The organism is Microvirga massiliensis, assembly GCF_001006805.1.
GTDB classification, from domain to species: Bacteria; Pseudomonadota; Alphaproteobacteria; order Rhizobiales; family Beijerinckiaceae; genus Microvirga; species Microvirga massiliensis.
In genome coordinates this window covers 152,316-168,678 of sequence record NZ_LN811357.1, presented here as the reverse complement: position 1 = coordinate 168,678, position 16,363 = coordinate 152,316, and the positions used below count along the sequence as shown (strand labels likewise).

Below are 16,363 nucleotides of genomic sequence, written 5' to 3'. Positions count from 1 at the left end.
GAACAGGTTTACGTCCGCGTTCGAAGGGTCGTCGAAGCGCAGGTCGCCAAAATTCGGCACCGGCAGGTCCGGGTCGGAGAAGAACGATAGGGCGCGACCGGCGGTGAGGCCGCCGAACTGGACGAATGCCTGCCGGACCTTCGGGTTGGTGCCGACCTGCCCGTCACTGGCGAACACACCCGTGTTGCGATCGATTTCGTAGCGAATATACGTGCGGAGCACGCCGTATTCGGTCATGGTACGATAATCTACGTTCAAGCGGCCGCGGGCCCGGAAGCCGATCGCGTCCTCTGCGCGGGTAAACGGCTCTTGATAAAGATAGTCGGCGCGGACGCGGCCCCCGATACGCAGGCAGCTGTCGGTACCCGGGACATAGAAAAAGCCGGTCCCATAGGCCGGGCAGACACGGACATAGTCGACCGGCTCCGCGCCTTTCACTGGCAGATCGGCGGCCTGCGCCCCGCTGGTCACGGCTACTGCACATCCGAGAAACAGACCCCGCAGAGGCGTCATCCATCATGCTCCAAGAATAGATCGCGGTTCGCGATACTGGATGCTTGAGCAGACAGCGGGGAACCGTCAAGCAAGCGCCGAGTGCAGCCCTTCCAATGTTATGAGATTCTTGCAGGGTGTGGCCCGTCGGCATCACCTCATCATGGGCCGTGAGCCGTCACCGCCTCGTTCAACTCAGCAAGACCTGAACGGCGATGATCTTAGCGATTGTCGTGCTCGGAAAGCAGATCGCATATCCGATGTCCGTTCGGTCGGTCGGCGCCAAGCGCCCTGCCGCCGAGAGGATCGCAGGATTGCCGGTCGAGCCGGCGCAGACGCCGAGCAAATCGTCGAAAGGTATGCGCAGCATATATCCGACCAGCAACACGACTCCGACCAGGGTGAGCAGGACGGCGGCCCCACCAAGAAGGATCTGGATGCCGTTGGAAGCCACTGTCTGAACGAACGGCGCACCGGCGCCGATCGCGACTGACCCGATGAACACCGACAGGCCTAGATTCCGCAGAACCAGGTTCGCCACCATGGGCATTCGCCAGCCGATCGGTCCAGTCCGGCCGAGCCAGCCGAGAACGAGTGCCATGACGAGCGGCCCGCCGGCCACGCCCAGGCTGAACGTGCCGCCGCCCGGTAGAGGAACCGGAATCATGCCGAGAAGCAGCCCGAGCGCAATCCCGACCCCGACCGAAATGAAGGACATTTCAGCATTGCCCTTGATGCTGTCGCCGAAGAAGCGACGGACCTCGGCTTGCCGGCCGGCCGGAACTGCAGCCACCAGGCGGTCGCCGAACTCGATCGTCAAGTCAGATGACGCAATCAGTTCTGAATCACCCCGGCGCACGTGCGAAATGACAACGGGGAAATCGGGTAGAGGGATGTCTCGAAGCGGCTTGCCGACGAAGGCCGCCTTTGAAACGTAGACCCGCACGACATCGAGGTTGGCGCGATCACGGCTCAGGCGCCCCGGCTCCTCCCGCCCCATCGACACTTTGGCTTGTTCGATGCTCGTTGGGCTACCGACCAGCAGCAACCCGTCGCCGTCCTGCAGTCTTGTCTCGGCGACTGGTGGCACGTTCATGTGATGCTGACGAACTGCAACAATCTTGACGTCGGTCGGCAGGATCGCGGAAAGCTCTCCGACAGTCCGCTCCCCGCCTCGAGACTCGAGGGTCAACTCCGCAAGTCGCACATTCTGTGAAGGCTGACTGAACTTGGGTTTGACCAGCGCCGCCATGATGGTCATTAGGATGATCGGCCCCACCACGCCGAAGGGATAGGAAACCGAATAGCCGATCGCAGGGTCCTGGTTCCCAGCCGCAGCCAGCGCCGCCTGCAATGTCGGCGTGCTCGTGCCGGAGCCGGCAAACAGTCCGGCTGCGGTCGCGAGCGAAATGCCGAGCGGCTTGGCAACCAGCAATGCGACGAAGAGAGAGGCGACCACCGCAGCGGTCGCGAGAGCTATGTATTTGACGCCAGGGCCTCGGAGGCTGGCGAAAAACTGCGGCCCATACTGAATGCCTACCCCGTAAACGAACATCACGAGGCCAAGGGTCCCGACCAGCCCGGGGGGCGCCGCCTTCGGGGCAATGGCACCGATGAGCAGGCCAGTGAACAGTACTGCCCCGGCGCCGAACGAAACGCCGGCAAACGAAATCTGTCCAATGGCATAACCGGTGGCAATGGCGAGGAAGAGCGCCAGCAACGGGGACGCTTCAAGCAGCGTGCGAATGACATCAGACATCGGTTCCACTCATCTCGCTCGGCATCCAGCATCCCGAAACTGTCCCATCACCCGCGCAACCAGTTCGGGTGACGGTGTCGGTGTATCGGACAACTCGTATTCGAGGCCGAGTGCTTTCCATTTGAAAGCGCCCATCTGATGGAACGGGAGGACCTCGATCCATTCGACATTCTTCATCGGCGCTACGAACCGGGCAATGCCATCGACATTGGCGGGGTCGTCGGTCAGGCCGGGCACGAGCACGAAGCGCACCCATACCGGCTTCCCGAGTGCCGCCAGCCGTTCGGCAAACTGCAGGGTCGGACGCACTTCCTGACCGGTAGCGCGGCGATACGTTTCTGGATCCCAAGACTTAATGTCGAGCAGGACAAGATCGACATAGCGAAGATAATCGTCGTCGGCACGCGCACCGAGAAAACCCGACGTGTCCAACGCGGTGTGAAGCCCCATGCGCTTGGCAGCCGCAAAGAGCCTCTTGGTGAAATGCACCTGCACCAGCGGCTCGCCGCCTGATATCGTGAGCCCACCGCCCATGGACCGCAATGCAGCCGCATAGGAAGCGAGCCCGCGCTCGGCGCGTTCGAAGGAGACGCGAGTGCCGTCTTTGAGATGCCAAGTATCCGGGTTGTGGCAATACAGGCAACGCAGCAGGCAGCCGCTCACGAATATCGTGACGCGAACCCCGGGACCATCGACCGTTGACCCGGTCTCGTAGGAGTGGATCCAACCGAAGTCGCCTCTGGTATCGTGAAACTCGCCCGTCTCCGGTGCGTCAGGAGACTGCGATTGACGCAACGCATGCCGGTTGGTTGCCCAAGGCTCGTCGGCCATGATGTCAAGCCTCGCCGTGGAAAGTACGGCTGATGACGTCCATCTGCTGTTCCCGGGTCAGCCGAACGAAATTCACCGCATAGCCCGAGACTCGAATCGTCAGCTGCGGGTACTTGTCCGGATTCTCCATTGCATCGAGCAACGTCTCGCGGTTGAGGACATTGAGGTTCATGTGGAACCCGCCCTGGCCGCAATACGTGTCGAGCACCTTCACGGCCTGAGCGATCTTCGTGTCGTCATCCAGGCGATTGGAGCTTGGTGCAACCGACACGGTGTAGCTGATGCCATCCTGCGCATCTGCGTAGGGCAGCTTGGCGACGGACAGGCACGAGGCGAGCCACCCGTGACTGTCGCGGCCATGCATCGGGTTGGCGCCCGGGGCAAAAGGCTCGCCGGCCTTTCGGCCATCCGGCGTGTCGCCCGTGTTCCTGCCGTAGACGACGTTGCTCGTGATGGTCAGAACCGATTGCGTGTGGACCGCGCCGCGATAGGTCGGATGTTTGCGGATCTTCCTCATGAAGGTGGAGACGAGATCGGCCGCAATGCTGTCGACGCGATCGTCGTTGTTGCCATATTTCGGGAAATCGCCTGTGATTTCGTAAGAAACGACCAGCCCGTCGTCACGGCGGATCGGCTTGACCTGCGCATGCTTGATCGCAGACAGGCTGTCGGCCACTACCGACAGACCGGCAATGCCGAAGGCCATCGTGCGCAGGATCTGCTGGTCGTGAAGCGCCATTTCCAGGCGCTCGTAGTAGTATTTGTCATGCATGTAGTGAATGCAGTTCATGGAGTGGACATAGGTCCGCGCCAGCCAGTCCATCATCGCATCGAACTTTGCCATAACGTCGTCGTAGTCGAGAAGGTCGCCGCTCACGGCTGACGACGACGGGCCGATCTGATCTCCGCTCACTTCGTCCCGCCCACCGTTGATGGCGTAGAGCAGGCACTTGGCGAGGTTCACGCGCGCGCCGAAGAACTGCATCTGGCTCCCGATGCGCATGGCCGATACGCAACAGGCGATGCCGTAGTCGTCGCCCCAATAGGGACGCATGAGATCGTCGTTCTCGTACTGGATGGAAGACGTCTCGGCCGAAACCTTGATGCAGAAGCGCTTGAACGGTTCGGGGAGCTGTTTCGACCAGAGCACCGTCATGTTGGGCTCCGGAGCCGGACCGAGATTCTTCAGCGTATGCAGCATGCGGAAACTGGTGCGCGAGACCAATGGCCGGCCATTGAGGTCCATGCCGCCGACGCATTCGGTCGCCCAGTAGGGATCGCCCGAGAACAGCGCGTCGTAATCCGGCGTGCGCAGGAAGCGCACGATCCGAAGCTTCTGGACGAGCTGGTCGATGAGCTCCTGGGCGCCGGACTCATCGAGAGCGCCACTCTTGAGGTCTCGCTCGATGTAGATGTCGAGGAAGGACGAAATGCGGCCGATCGACATGGCCGCGCCATTCGCCTCCTTGATGGCGCCGAGATAGCCGAAATACGTCCATTGCGCGGCTTCGCGCGCATTCGCGGCCGGCCGCTTGATGTCGCAACCGTAACTTCCGGCCATGGTTGCGAGGTCGGCCAGAGCGCGCATCTGTTCCGCCAGTTCCTCGCGCTCCCGGATGACATCGTCGGTCGGCCATTTGGCGTCCAGCAATGCCCGCTCGGTCTGCTTGGCCTCGATCAACCTGTCCGTTCCGTACAATGCCACGCGGCGATAGTCGCCGATGATCCGGCCTCGACCGTAGGCGTCGGGCAGTCCCGTGATGATGTGGCTCCGCCGGCACGCCATGATTTCCGGCGTATACACATCGAAGACACCGTCGTTGTGCGTCTTGCGATATTTGGTGAAGATGTCGTGCACGAGGGAGTCGGGTTCGAAGCCGGCCGCCTTCAGGCCGCTTTCGACCATGCGCAGGCCGCCGAGTGGCATGATGGCACGGCGGAACGGCGCGTCGGTCTGCAGTCCGACGATCACTTCGTTGTCGCGGTCGATGTAGCCCGGCTTGTGTGAGGTGAGCGAGGAGGGTGTCTTGGCATCCACATCCAGGACGCCCTTGCGGATCTCCTCCTTGAAATAGGGCTGCAGCTTTGCCCAGACGGCTTTCGTGCGCTCGCTGGGCTCCGCCAGGAACGCCTCGTCACCCTGATAGGAGGTGACATTGCGCTGGATGAAATCGCGGACGTCGATCGCGTGCTGCCATCGTCCGGGCACAAAGCCGGACCACTCACCGGTCGAGCCTGCGGTCTCCGCCGTGGGCGCCGAATTTTCTAGCACAATGTCCGCTGCTTGGCGCTGGCCGGCTCCGTGTTTCGGAGAATGAACAGATTCCTGAGTGGCAGCGGCTTCTGATTGCATGACGACCTCCTACGTACGCAGGCTGCAGAGCGTAACGTCGTGACGTTCACCGTAGGCTCGATTGCGAGCCGCCGTTCACAAAGCCCGAGGTCCTGGTCGACTTCGGGGGTTCAGCGAGACGGCAAAGTGTGGCGGCGCGCGGAGCGTGGTTCGGGCCCGCCGACCGCGGATGCGCCGCCGGGCTCATGCAGGCGTTGGTCACGGGCATATCAGCCTCGCTCCTGGCGTTTCCTCAGCCCGACCCGACCTCGGACCACCCGAGACCAGCTTCGGCTGGCCAGCCGGATTGTCTCGAATCGCGTTTGCTGGTGTGCGAAGCGTCCACCGCGCCCGAGTGCAACCTGGCCTGAACACTCACTCTACTCGGCCAGAAGCGCGGCGCTTGATCGGTAAGGACAATGTCTTGACAGTTTGGGCCAGGGGCGGTGCCAGGGCGATGGTTCGGCCCGCCAAGCCTTCAGGGCCTGGTCGGTCCGGCACCGGAAGCCGCTCGTGAAGGTGCTCACCTCCGGGTAATCGAGCACTGCCGCAACCTGGCCGAACGACGGGGTGGTGTTCGCCAAGAGTTGGCCGGCCATGCAACCCGCTTCTATTGAATAGCTGATGCCGACGTCAGGTACCTTTGCCCTGCTCAGCCAACCAGCGTTCGTGATGTTCACGGATGACCGCCACCGCCTCTGCGCCGTTGTCCACACAGTGCGGGATCTGCATGTCCTGGGGGCTCGCCAGCTCGAAGCCAGGGCGCAACATCTGTGCGCTCGCCCATTCAACCAAGCCCTTCCACATGCGACCGGCGAAGACGAGCGGCGTATCGTGCAGATGACGTACCTGCAAGAGCTGCCAGATCATCATCGATTCGAGCACTGTTCCCAAACCGCCAGGGGCAACGATGTAAGCGTCGGACATGAGCACGAACTGGTGCAGTCGGGTGAAGAAGGTCCCGTGCTCGAAGGCTTGCTCAACGAATGGATTCACGTTCTGCTCGAACGGCAAGTGCACCCGAATTCCGATGCTCTGCACACCTCGACTTGCCTGGGCCGCCTTTGCACCCTCGTTTGCGGCCTGCATCAGCCCCGGGCCGCCACCCGTGATGATGTCGCAGTCCATGGCGCTCAGATCCGAGCACATCTGCTTCACTTCCTCGTATACCCAGTGCCCCGGCTGGGTGCGTGCGGACCCGAACACCGTCACGCGATAGCGCTCATGTCGCGACGGACGCAGGCGGCTCAGGTTATTGACCGTCGCCCAGAGCCCGAAGATCGTGTCGACGAGGATGCGTTTGACGGCTTCTTCGTCGGCCAGGCTGACGGCGGGTGTCTGGGATGGTGCGGTGCTCATAACGTTTCGGTCCTTTTCGGATGAGGGTCGATGATGCATGTCCGGTTGGCTGGCTCTGGAACCGCCCGCTCGAACTCCGGAGGGAGGTATGCAAGTCCGGTCATGCCGATGGCCTATCGTGGAGGTTCTTCGGAACTCAGCCGCCGCGGCGATGGACGCGGAAGGTCGATCCGTTGAACCAGTACTCCTCGATTTGGCACCCTGCTCGCCTCGGCTGCGGAATCGGCGGAAGGATCGAGCCCGTAACTTCCGGCAGGCCGGACATCCTGGATCCAGGATCGACCATTACGACGGGGGGACCGCCACGCGGAGCCCGCCGTTGAGGATTGCATGGCTCCAGGTTCGTCCCGCCTATCTCGATGGTCGGCGTCCATTGCCCTGGATAATCTTCACCGGCGAGGGCAGACCCTCTTCCCGACAGCAGGAGGGAGAATGCCAGACTGGCCCACACAATGGTTCGCACCGCAGCCTCCTGCCGAAGGCGATGCTCACCCGAGCCCGGATCAATCTGGTCCAGAACCCGCCCATTGAAATTGATCAATATCAACGCCGCTTGCCTGAAGAAACGGAAAACCGCATTGGCAGCTGTCAGGTGCTATGGCTTCGGCACCTCGACGACCGAGCAGAACTCCGGGCCGAGATATGCATGCTGTAATCCCACCGGCGACTCTTTCCCTTCGCGTGCCGGAGCACGGCAGCCGATGCGCCGGTTCGCGATAGGAATGTATAGGGTAGCAGAACCATTTTGGTTGTCTGGATTTCACTCAATCCGGTTCTCCGGGGCCTGCTCGGCTGCGTTCGGCCTGCTCGAACAAGACCACGACGGAGCGTGCTGCGGCCCGATAGGTGTCGCCGGACAGCGATGGTGCCGCCTGCCAGGGAACGATGTCCTGCGGCGCTTCCAGCGCGGTGTCGATCCACCTGCGCCATGGGTTCGAGTCATTGCCCGCTGGCGGCAGCTCGAAGTCCAAGGGTTCCCAGTAAGCGTTCAGGATCAGGTATACGTGTAATCGTTCCTCCCGGATCTCGACTTCGAACGCGAGACTATGGGATTCATGACTCCAGTCCGGCTGCCCGATCATTACCCCATGCCATGTCTTCCTGGCGTGCCGGATCAGGTCGCTCAAGGTCACACGCCGGCGCTCGTGCCCCGTAACGCGCATGATCCGCCGTGCATTGAGCAGGGTCACGAAACGATGCAAGTCCGCGTGTCTCTCGACGAGTGTCCAGTCGAACCAGCTGATTTCATTGTCCTGGCAATAGGCATTGTTGTTGCCGAACTGGGTTCGCCGCACCTCGTCGCCCATCATGATCATGGGCATGCCGATCGAGAGCATCGTGACTGTCAGAAAGTTTTTTATCTGGCGGTTCCTCAGTCGCTCGATATCCGGGTCGTCGGTCGGCCCCTCTATGCCGCAATTCCAGCTGCGGTTGTCGTCTGCGCCGTCACGATTATCCTCGCCGTTCGCCTCATTGTGCTTGTGGTCGTAGGAGACGAGATCGCTGAGGGTGAAGCCGTCGTGGCATGTCACGAAGTTGACGCTCTGTTCGGCCTCTCGCTGCTTGTGCGCATAGATCTCCGGGCTGCCGATGAGGCGGTCTGCCAGCCGTGCGGTGGAACCTGCATCGCCACGGAAGAAGGACCGAACGTCGTCGCGGAAGCGCCCATTCCACTCTTTCCAGCTGTCTCCGATGAAGCTGCCGACTTGATAGAGGCCGGCTGCATCCCAAGCCTCCGCGATGAGTTTCGTACCTGCGAGGACCGGGTCCGACTCTATATCCCACAGGATCGGAGGGTTTGGGAGCGGGTGTCCCGACGTATCCCGCGACAGGATCGATGCGAGATCGAAACGGAACCCGTCAACGTGCATCACCTCGACCCAGTATCGGAGGCTGTCTACGATCATCCGGCGGACGATCGGGTGATTGGCGTTGAGAGTGTTTCCGGTGCCGGTGTAGTTCGCATAACGAGAGCGGTCCTTCTCGAGGATGTAGTATCCGGGATTGTCGAGTCCTCGGAAGCAGAGCGTTGGCCCGCGGTGGTCCCCTTCCGCAGTGTGGTTGAACACGACATCGAGGATGACCTCAATTCCCGCACGGTGCAGTGCTTTGACCATGTCGCGGAATTCGTCCACCGGGCCGAGCAGATCCTGGCGCGAGCTGTAACCCTGGTGTGGTGCGAAGAACGAAACCGGTGCATAGCCCCAGTAATTGACCATTCCCGGCGGGCAATCCTGTGCATCGAACTGGAACACGGGAAGCAGTTCGACTGCGGTAATCCCCAGCCGCTGGAGATAGGGAATCCTCTCGATCAGCCCTGTGAAGGTGCCGCGGATCTTCTCGCCGACGCCGGAACTGGGATGGCGGGTGAAGCCCCGCACATGGATTTCGTAGACGATGGTCTGTGCCGAAGGGCGCCGCAGCGGCGCATCTCCCTCCCAATCATAGGTGGTCGGGTCCACCACCACGCTCTTCATCGCGGTGGCGCTGTTGTCGCCAGCCTCGCTCGCAGCGTTGCGGCTGTAGCGATCCGGGACGGCCACTCCGCGGCCATACGGGTCGAGGAGAATCTTCGTGGGATCGAACCGCATGCCGTTCGCGAGATCTGCCGGCCCCTCGGCCCGATAGCCATAAATCTGGCCTGCCGTCACGCCGGGGACGAATACGTGCCAATAGTGATACGTCCGGTTGACGGCCGGGTCGAGGCGGATCACCCGCGAGGCTGTTTCATCGACCTGATCAAACAGCAGCAACTCGAGTCCGGTGGCATCCTTGGAGAAGACGCTGAAATTCGCTCCCCCGTGGGATGGAGTCGCTCCCAGCGGCGAGCTGCTTCCCTGCGCCGGAGAGTGAGACGCATCCGAGCGAGTCGGGATGACTTCGACCTCGAACATCATCGCGATATCCTGCCGTGCCGCCCGCTCAATTCCGGCCTGCCGGATGCGGCACCGCGTGTGGCATGGCCACTGAAGAGTGTCGCGGCTCTGCCCGCGCTCATCCGGCTGCGCGAACGGTCCGCTATTGGACCGCACACGGTTTCGCGCTCCAGATCTCGGTTGCATATTCGCCGATGGTACGATCGCTCGAGAATTTTCCCGAGCTCGCCACGTTTAGGATTGCCTTGCGTGCCCATCGATTCGGATCTGCGTACTCGTCGAGCAACCGCCGGTCGGCCTCGAGATAGGCCGTGAGGTCCGCCAGATGCATGAAGCGGTCGCCACGCGTCAGTAGAGTGCCGCGCAGGGGCTCGAATACGCCCGGCTCATGGCGGCTGAAATGATCGGAGACGATCAAGTCCAGTGCAGCTTGGGTCTCCGGCTCATTGTCGTAATGCCATTGTGGATTGTACCAGGTGCTGCTGTCGGCTACCTGGTCGGCAGTCAACCCGAACAGGAAGAAGTTTTCCTCACCTGCGGCCTCGGCCATCTCGATCGTCGCACCGTCACGCGTGCCGATCGTCAACGCGCCGTTCATCATGAACTTCATGTTGCTCGTCCCGCTCGCCTCATAGCCGGCCGTCGAAATCTGGTTCGATACCTCGGTCGCAGGGATCAACCTCTCGGCGAGGGACACGCAGTACTCGGGCAGGAACACCACCTTGAGGCGACCGCGCACGGCCGGATCGCCGTCGATGGTGCCGGCCAGGTTGTTGAGGAATTTGATGATGATCTTGGCCAGATCATACGCCGGCGCCGCCTTGCCGGCGAAGAAGAATGTCCGTGGTGCCATCTCGAGATCCGGATTTTCCCGGAGCCGGTTGTAGAGCACGACGACGCGCAGCGCATTCAGCAACTGCCGCTTGTATTCGTGGATGCGCTTGACCTGACTGTCGAAAATCGTGTCCGGGTCCACTGTTACACCGGATGACGATTTGAGCCACTCCGCGAAGTGCATTTTGGCACTGCGCTTGGCCTTACGAACCGTGTCGCGGAAGCCGATATCGTCGGCAAGTGGAGCTAGTTTCGTCAGCAGGGAGAGATCCGTGATCCAGCCGTTACCGATGGCTTCGGTGATGCAGTCTGCGAGTGCAGGGTTGGCGAGCAGAAGCCAGCGCCGCGGCGTGACGCCATTGGTCTTGTTGTTGAAGCGCTCGGGGAAGATTTCGGCCAGATCCTTGACCGTCACCGTGCGTAGCAGGCCGGAATGGATCGCGGCGACTCCGTTGGTGCTGTGCGATCCCACGATGGCGAGATTGGCCATCCGGACCTTGCGCACTGCGCCTTCCTCGATCAGGCTGATGCGCTCGACACGGCCCTCGTCTCCCGGGAAGCGGGCCCGCACCTCGTCGAGGAGGCGGCGGTTGATCTCGAGAATGATTTCGAGGTGACGCGGCAGCAGCAATTCGAACCATGGCAGGGGCCATTTCTCCAAGGCTTCGGGAAGAAGCGTGTGGTTCGTGTATGCGAGCGTCTGCCGGGTGAGGTCCCACGCCTGGTCCCATGGGAGGTGCTCCTCGTCCAGAAGGATCCGCATCAGTTCGGATACTGCCAGACTCGGGTGGGTATCGTTGAGCTGGATCGCGACCTTGTCGGGTAGGGCATCCCACTCGGAGTTGGTCTGCCGGAAGCGCCGCATGAGGTCCGCCAGGGAACAGGCGACGAGGAAATATTCCTGCACGAAGCGGAGTCCCTGTCCCATGCTCGTGGAGTCGTCTGGATAAAGGACCCGTGTCAGGGACTCGGCCGTGAGCCGATGAGCCAGAGCGCTGACGAAATCACCGGCACTGAACACCTGGAAGTCGAATGAATGAGGCGCCGCGGCAGCCCAAAGCCGGAGCGTGTTGATGGTCTTGCCGCCATAGCCCACGACCGGTCGATCGTATGGAATTCCGAGCAGGCTCGAGGGCTGGCCGGCAACCGCGACGAGGGTTCCGCTCTGGACCTCGAACGAGCAGCCGAGCTTGACCTCCACTTCCTCCTGCGGCCGAGCGACTTCCCATGGATCGGGCCGCCGAAGCCAATTATCCGGCTGCTCGTGTTGCCAGCCATCCCGGATGGTCTGCTTGAAGATGCCGTACTCGTAGCGGAGGCCGTATCCCATGGCAGGGAGTTGCATCGTCGCCATCGAGTCGACGAAGCACGCGGCCAGGCGGCCGAGCCCGCCATTCCCCAGTCCGGCATCAGGCTCCTGTTCGAGCAAGGCGAGCCGATCGAGATCCTTGTTTTCGATGAGCCGCTCCAGGATTGGATCGAGGAGGAGGTTCATGATGTTGTTGGCCAGGGAGCGCCCCATGAGGTACTCCATGGACAGATAATAGACTCGCTTGGGATTCTCGCGTGCATAGGTCTGCTCGGTGCGAAGCCAGCGTTGCGAGAGGATGTCCCGCACGGAGCGGGCGATGGCCTCGTAACGCTCGCGTGGTCCTGTCGCCATTGGAGAGACCACGCTGTCGAACATGAGGTGCCGCTCATAGAGGGCGTCGTTCGACCCCGTGAACTGGATTGGGCCGCACCCATAATATTCGAGGAGATTCGTGGCCTCCGGCGCAGTCGACGTCCGCATAGCGCCCGTCATTCCGGTGCTGATTTTCGGCGCCTTGGATGTCCTTGCGCTGGCCGCCGTCCTGGTGCTGCTCATCGTCTCATCCTCCTCCCCTGACCGACGCCATTCCTCCTCGGATCTGCGTCGCCGCCGGGGTCGTCACTTTTTTCCCGTAGCCGATAAGGCCTCGTTCGACTGTTTCCTCTCGCCTGAAGCGTGAAGGGGTCGCGGCTTGCGCTGTCCGGCGTCGCCCGGCAGGTGCGTCATACAGCGAGGGAACCATTCCAGATCCTCACGGCCGGTATGTCGTGGTAGTAACCGAGAACGCTCAGGGTACCCGTATCCAGGAGGAAGTGCTGCCCGCCGCCTGCAGGGAGGCCGATCCAGCGCGCGGCGAGAACCCGCAGCACATGTCCGTGTGCGAACAGTGCGACGTCACCTTGAACCGCACGCGCCCGGGCAATGATCCGATCGACCCGCGCACCAACCTGCGCCGGCGCTTCGCCGCCCGGACACCCATCGCGGAAGATCAGCCAGCCTGGCGCCGTCTCGCAGATCTGCCTGGGCGTCAGTCCCTCATACGCGCCGTAATTCCACTCGACGAGGTCGGGGTCGATGGCGGCTGTGCCACCGAGCCCCGCCAGATCGCAGGTCTCCCGGGCCCGCCGCAGCGGGCTCACGAGAACGAGCGCGAACCTCTTCTTGGCCAGGACGAGGCGTAGCCGGTCGGCGACTCGACGCCCGGTGTCCGTCAGGGGGATGTCCGTCGTGCCCGTGTGCTGCCCACTCAGGCTCCACGCGGTCTCCCCATGCCTGATCGCGAACACGTCCATGCTCGCTCGCTCCCGGCTCAGACGTTATCGGCCTCCGTCGATCGGACTCCTCCGGACGCCGCTGCCTGCCCCCATTTCCAGCCCGCGATCTCGGGCATGTCGTCGCCGTGACGGGCAATGTATTCCTTGTGCTCGATGAGCATGTCGTGGATCGCCTGCTTGGCGTAGGCGGCCCGCACACCGAGCTTCGGCACCCGGTCGATCACATCGTTCACGAGGTGGAAGCGATCGAGGTCGTTCAACACGCACATGTCGAACGGGGTGCTGGTGGTACCCTCCTCCTTGTAGCCGCGGACATGGAGATTGCGGTGACCGTTTCGCCGATAGGTGAGCCGGTGAATGAGCCACGGATAACCGTGAAAAGCGAAGATGATCGGCTTGTCCGTGGTGAACAGCGCGTCGAAGTCGTGGTCCGACAGCCCGTGCGGATGCTCGCTTGGCGGTTGCAGCTTCATGAGGTTCACGACGTTGATGACACGAACCTTCAGGTCGGGCGCGTGCCGGCGCAGGAGATCCACTGCCGCCAGCGTCTCCAGGGTCGGTACGTCGCCACAGCAGGCCATCACGACGTCGGGCTCCTCGCCCCGGTCGTTGCTGGCCCATTCCCAGATGCCCAATCCCTTGGTGCAGTGCTTGATGGCTTCATCCATCGACAACCACTGCGGGGCTGGCTGCTTCCCGGCGACGACCACGTTGACGTAGTTCCGGCTGCGCAGGCAGTGATCAGTGACGGAGAGCAGGCAGTTGGCATCGGGCGGCAGGTAAACGCGGACGACCTCGGCTTTCTTGTTGACGACGTGATCGATGAATCCAGGATCCTGATGGCTGAAGCCGTTATGGTCCTGCCGCCACACGTGGCTGGACAGCAGGTAGTTCAGCGAGCCGATCGGCCGGCGCCAGGGGATGTGATTGCATACCTTCAGCCACTTCGCGTGCTGATTGAACATCGAGTCGATGATGTGGATGAAAGCCTCGTAGCAGGAGAAGAATCCGTGCCGGCCAGTCAGGAGGTATCCCTCGAGCCAGCCCTGGCACTGATGCTCACTGAGCATCTCCATCACCCGCCCGTCCGGAGCGAGGTGACCGTCCCACGGATAGGTCTCGGCAACCCACGCGCGATTGGTGACCTCGAGCACATCCTGCCAGCGGTTGGAGTTGTTCTCGTCCGGGCTGAAGAGACGGAAGTTCCGCGCCTCCATGTTCAGCTTCATGACGTCGCGAAGGAACTTGCCCATGACCCGCGTGGATTCGACCATTGTCGCGCCCGGGGCCTCCACCGAAACGGCATAATCACGGAAATCCGGCAGGCGCAGGTCGCGAAGGAGCACGCCGCCGTTCGTGTGCGGGTTGGCGCTCATGCGGCGGGCGCCCCGAGGGGCAATCTCGGCGAGTTCGGGCCGAAGGCGACCGCCGTCGTCGAAGAGCTCGGTCGGGCGATAGCTCTTCATCCACTCTTCGAGGATGCGCACATGGGCCGGGTTCGCATGCATCTCCCCCATGGGCACCTGGTGCGAACGCCAATAGTCCTCGGTCCGCTTGCCGTCGATCTCCTTCGGGCACGTCCACCCTTTCGGAGTGCGGAGCACGATCATGGGCCAGCGGGGGCGTTGCGTGAAGCCATCGCGATGCGCATCGGCTTTGATCCGCTGGATTTCACCAATCACGCTATCCAGCGTGGCGGCCATGAGTTCGTGCATCGACTTGGGATCATTGCCTTCGACGAAGTACGGCGTGTAGCCATACCCACGGAACAGCTGGTCGAGTTCCTCGTGGCTGATCCGGGCGAGGATACAGGGATTGGCAATCTTGTAGCCGTTGAGGTGCAGGATCGGCAGAACCACCCCGTCGGTGACCGGGTCAAGGAACTTGTTGGAATGCCAGCTCGTCGCCAGCGGCCCAGTTTCCGCTTCCCCATCGCCCACGACGCAGGCGACGATCAGGTCGGGGTTGTCGAACGCAGCTCCATAGGCATGCGAAACGGCGTAGCCGAGTTCCCCGCCTTCGTGGATCGAACCGGGCGTTTCCGGTGCGACGTGACTGGGAATGCCGCCCGGGAAGGAGAACTGCGTGAAGAGGCGTTTCATTCCCTCTTCATCCTGCGAGATGTTCGGGTAGACCTCGCTATAGGTTCCCTCGAGATAGGCGTTCGCCACCAGACCTGGCCCGCCATGCCCCGGGCCGGTGATGTTGATCATGTTCAGGTCGTGCTGCTTGATCACCCGATTGAGATGCACGTAGACGAAGTTCAACCCCGGTGTCGTTCCCCAGTGACCCAGGAGCCGCGGCTTGATGTGCTCCTTCGTCAGCGCCTTCTTGAGCAACGGGTTGTCGTAGAGATAGATCTGGCCAACCGACAGATAGTTGGCGGCTCGCCAGTAGGCATCCAGGAGTGCCAGTTCCCTGTCCGACAGGACTTTGTCAGCAAGCATCTTATCCGACAGCTCCTCGTCCATCGTCTCCTCCTCAGGTCCCGGCGTCATTGAGCCATCCGCTGCAGTCTCGTGCCCGGTCCGTTCGACGCCGGGGCGGACCGGTCGTATGTGTCAGTCCTCAGGCCACAGCCACACGGTTCGGACGAGTGGCGGCGAGATCTCGACCGCGGCAGTTCTGCGCCGTTCGGCAGCGTAGTCGGGTATCGCGCGATTGCGCTGGGCGCAGGCTCCTCGTTAATCCGTTGCACTTGTCTGGTGCAAAGCGATGCGGTGGAAGCGACTCAAAGCGTGTTGGACGTCGTTGCGCGAGAGCGACAAACCTCCCTGCCTGAGATCGTCCGCAATCATCCCGACGATCGACTCACCACGTCGTCTCACGAAGCGCACGTCGCTCGCGTACGCGGCCAGCTCTTCGCCCGAAAGGCCCTTGAGCTTCCCGGCCCACAAGGCCGTAAACAAATTGCGCCTTGCTGGAATGCTATCGGGTAGATCGACCGCGATTTCACTCGGCTGCATTTCATGAGAGACGAGGCGGGACGGAGTCGAAAAGGCGCTCCGAGCATAGCTCGGGCTCGTCGGTGTGGGATGCGCGTGCAGATTCCTGCTGGTGATCGGCTTGGGCATGTCATCCTCGTTCTTGGCGTTTCCTCAGCCCGATCCGATCTCTGCCCACTGGAGATTAGCTTTGGCCAGCCGACAGCGGATTGTCTTGGGGTGCTCCTGCTGGTGCACGGAGACGCCTGTCCTTTGGCCTATGCGACCGCTGCTCGACCTGGAGGATTAATCTACACGAGCGGGCGCACGTCGCTTGATCGGTAGGGACAATGTCTTGACAGTTTGGGCC

At 62.1% G+C, this 16,363-nt stretch carries 11 protein-coding genes; all 11 read right to left on the bottom strand.

Features of this window, described 5'->3' with window-relative positions:
• On the bottom strand, window positions 1-513 hold a 513-nt coding region (locus tag BN1233_RS23185; protein WP_046865991.1), incomplete at its 3' end, for a porin.
• Window positions 514-682: 169 nt separating this feature from the next.
• Complete coding sequence (locus BN1233_RS23180) at window positions 683-2,251, bottom strand: aspartate:alanine exchanger family transporter (protein WP_046866168.1); 1,569 nt, start codon at window positions 2,249-2,251, stop codon at window positions 683-685.
• A 9-nt stretch (window positions 2,252-2,260) separates the two neighbouring features.
• On the bottom strand, window positions 2,261-3,082 hold the full coding sequence (gene pflA, locus BN1233_RS23175; RefSeq protein WP_048708373.1) for a pyruvate formate-lyase-activating protein: 822 nt from the start codon (window positions 3,080-3,082) through the stop codon (window positions 2,261-2,263).
• Between the two features lie 4 nt (window positions 3,083-3,086).
• Complete coding sequence (pflB, locus tag BN1233_RS23170; RefSeq protein WP_082145607.1) at window positions 3,087-5,435, bottom strand: formate C-acetyltransferase; 2,349 nt, start codon at window positions 5,433-5,435, stop codon at window positions 3,087-3,089.
• A 359-nt stretch (window positions 5,436-5,794) separates the two neighbouring features.
• Entirely contained in the window at window positions 5,795-6,013 is a 219-nt protein-coding gene (locus tag BN1233_RS47185) for a hypothetical protein (RefSeq protein WP_147707456.1), read from the bottom strand.
• 34 nt (window positions 6,014-6,047) lie between these two features.
• Complete coding sequence (locus tag BN1233_RS23165) at window positions 6,048-6,773, bottom strand: LOG family protein (RefSeq protein WP_046865990.1); 726 nt, start codon at window positions 6,771-6,773, stop codon at window positions 6,048-6,050.
• Window positions 6,774-7,537: 764 nt separating this feature from the next.
• Window positions 7,538-9,670 carry a glycogen debranching protein GlgX gene (gene glgX, locus BN1233_RS23155; RefSeq protein WP_197094550.1) on the bottom strand — a complete coding sequence of 711 codons (2,133 nt, stop codon included), beginning with the start codon at window positions 9,668-9,670 and terminating at the stop codon, window positions 7,538-7,540.
• Between the two features lie 121 nt (window positions 9,671-9,791).
• On the bottom strand, window positions 9,792-12,350 hold the full coding sequence (locus BN1233_RS23150) for a glycogen/starch/alpha-glucan phosphorylase (RefSeq protein ID WP_244470760.1): 2,559 nt from the start codon (window positions 12,348-12,350) through the stop codon (window positions 9,792-9,794).
• A gap of 167 nt (window positions 12,351-12,517) precedes the next feature.
• Complete coding sequence (locus tag BN1233_RS23140) at window positions 12,518-13,087, bottom strand: histidine phosphatase family protein (RefSeq protein WP_046865986.1); 570 nt, start codon at window positions 13,085-13,087, stop codon at window positions 12,518-12,520.
• Between the two features lie 17 nt (window positions 13,088-13,104).
• On the bottom strand, window positions 13,105-15,540 hold the full coding sequence (locus BN1233_RS23135; RefSeq protein ID WP_074078341.1) for a phosphoketolase family protein: 2,436 nt from the start codon (window positions 15,538-15,540) through the stop codon (window positions 13,105-13,107).
• Between the two features lie 213 nt (window positions 15,541-15,753).
• Window positions 15,754-16,143, bottom strand: a complete 390-nt coding sequence (locus BN1233_RS23130) for an ATPase inhibitor subunit zeta (protein ID WP_048708368.1) — start codon at window positions 16,141-16,143, stop codon at window positions 15,754-15,756.
• Between the last annotated feature and the right edge of the window lie 220 nt (window positions 16,144-16,363).

What these genes read in the sequence shown, in the direction of transcription:
- BN1233_RS23150 (WP_244470760.1), bottom strand. Translation starts at nt 12,350, where the DNA reads ATGAGCAGCACCAGGACGGCGGCCAGCGCAAGGACATCCAAGGCGCCG.
- BN1233_RS23180 (WP_046866168.1), bottom strand. Translation starts at nt 2,251, where the DNA reads ATGTCTGATGTCATTCGCACGCTGCTTGAAGCGTCCCCGTTGCTGGCG.
- pflA (WP_048708373.1), bottom strand. Translation starts at nt 3,082, where the DNA reads ATGGCCGACGAGCCTTGGGCAACCAACCGGCATGCGTTGCGTCAATCG.
- glgX (WP_197094550.1), bottom strand. Translation starts at nt 9,670, where the DNA reads ATGATGTTCGAGGTCGAAGTCATCCCGACTCGCTCGGATGCGTCTCAC.
- BN1233_RS23135 (WP_074078341.1), bottom strand. Translation starts at nt 15,540, where the DNA reads ATGGACGAGGAGCTGTCGGATAAGATGCTTGCTGACAAAGTCCTGTCG.
- BN1233_RS47185 (WP_147707456.1), bottom strand. Translation starts at nt 6,013, where the DNA reads ATGGCCGGCCAACTCTTGGCGAACACCACCCCGTCGTTCGGCCAGGTT.
- pflB (WP_082145607.1), bottom strand. Translation starts at nt 5,435, where the DNA reads ATGCAATCAGAAGCCGCTGCCACTCAGGAATCTGTTCATTCTCCGAAA.
- BN1233_RS23165 (WP_046865990.1), bottom strand. Translation starts at nt 6,773, where the DNA reads ATGAGCACCGCACCATCCCAGACACCCGCCGTCAGCCTGGCCGACGAA.
- BN1233_RS23140 (WP_046865986.1), bottom strand. Translation starts at nt 13,087, where the DNA reads ATGGACGTGTTCGCGATCAGGCATGGGGAGACCGCGTGGAGCCTGAGT.
- BN1233_RS23130 (WP_048708368.1), bottom strand. Translation starts at nt 16,143, where the DNA reads ATGCCCAAGCCGATCACCAGCAGGAATCTGCACGCGCATCCCACACCG.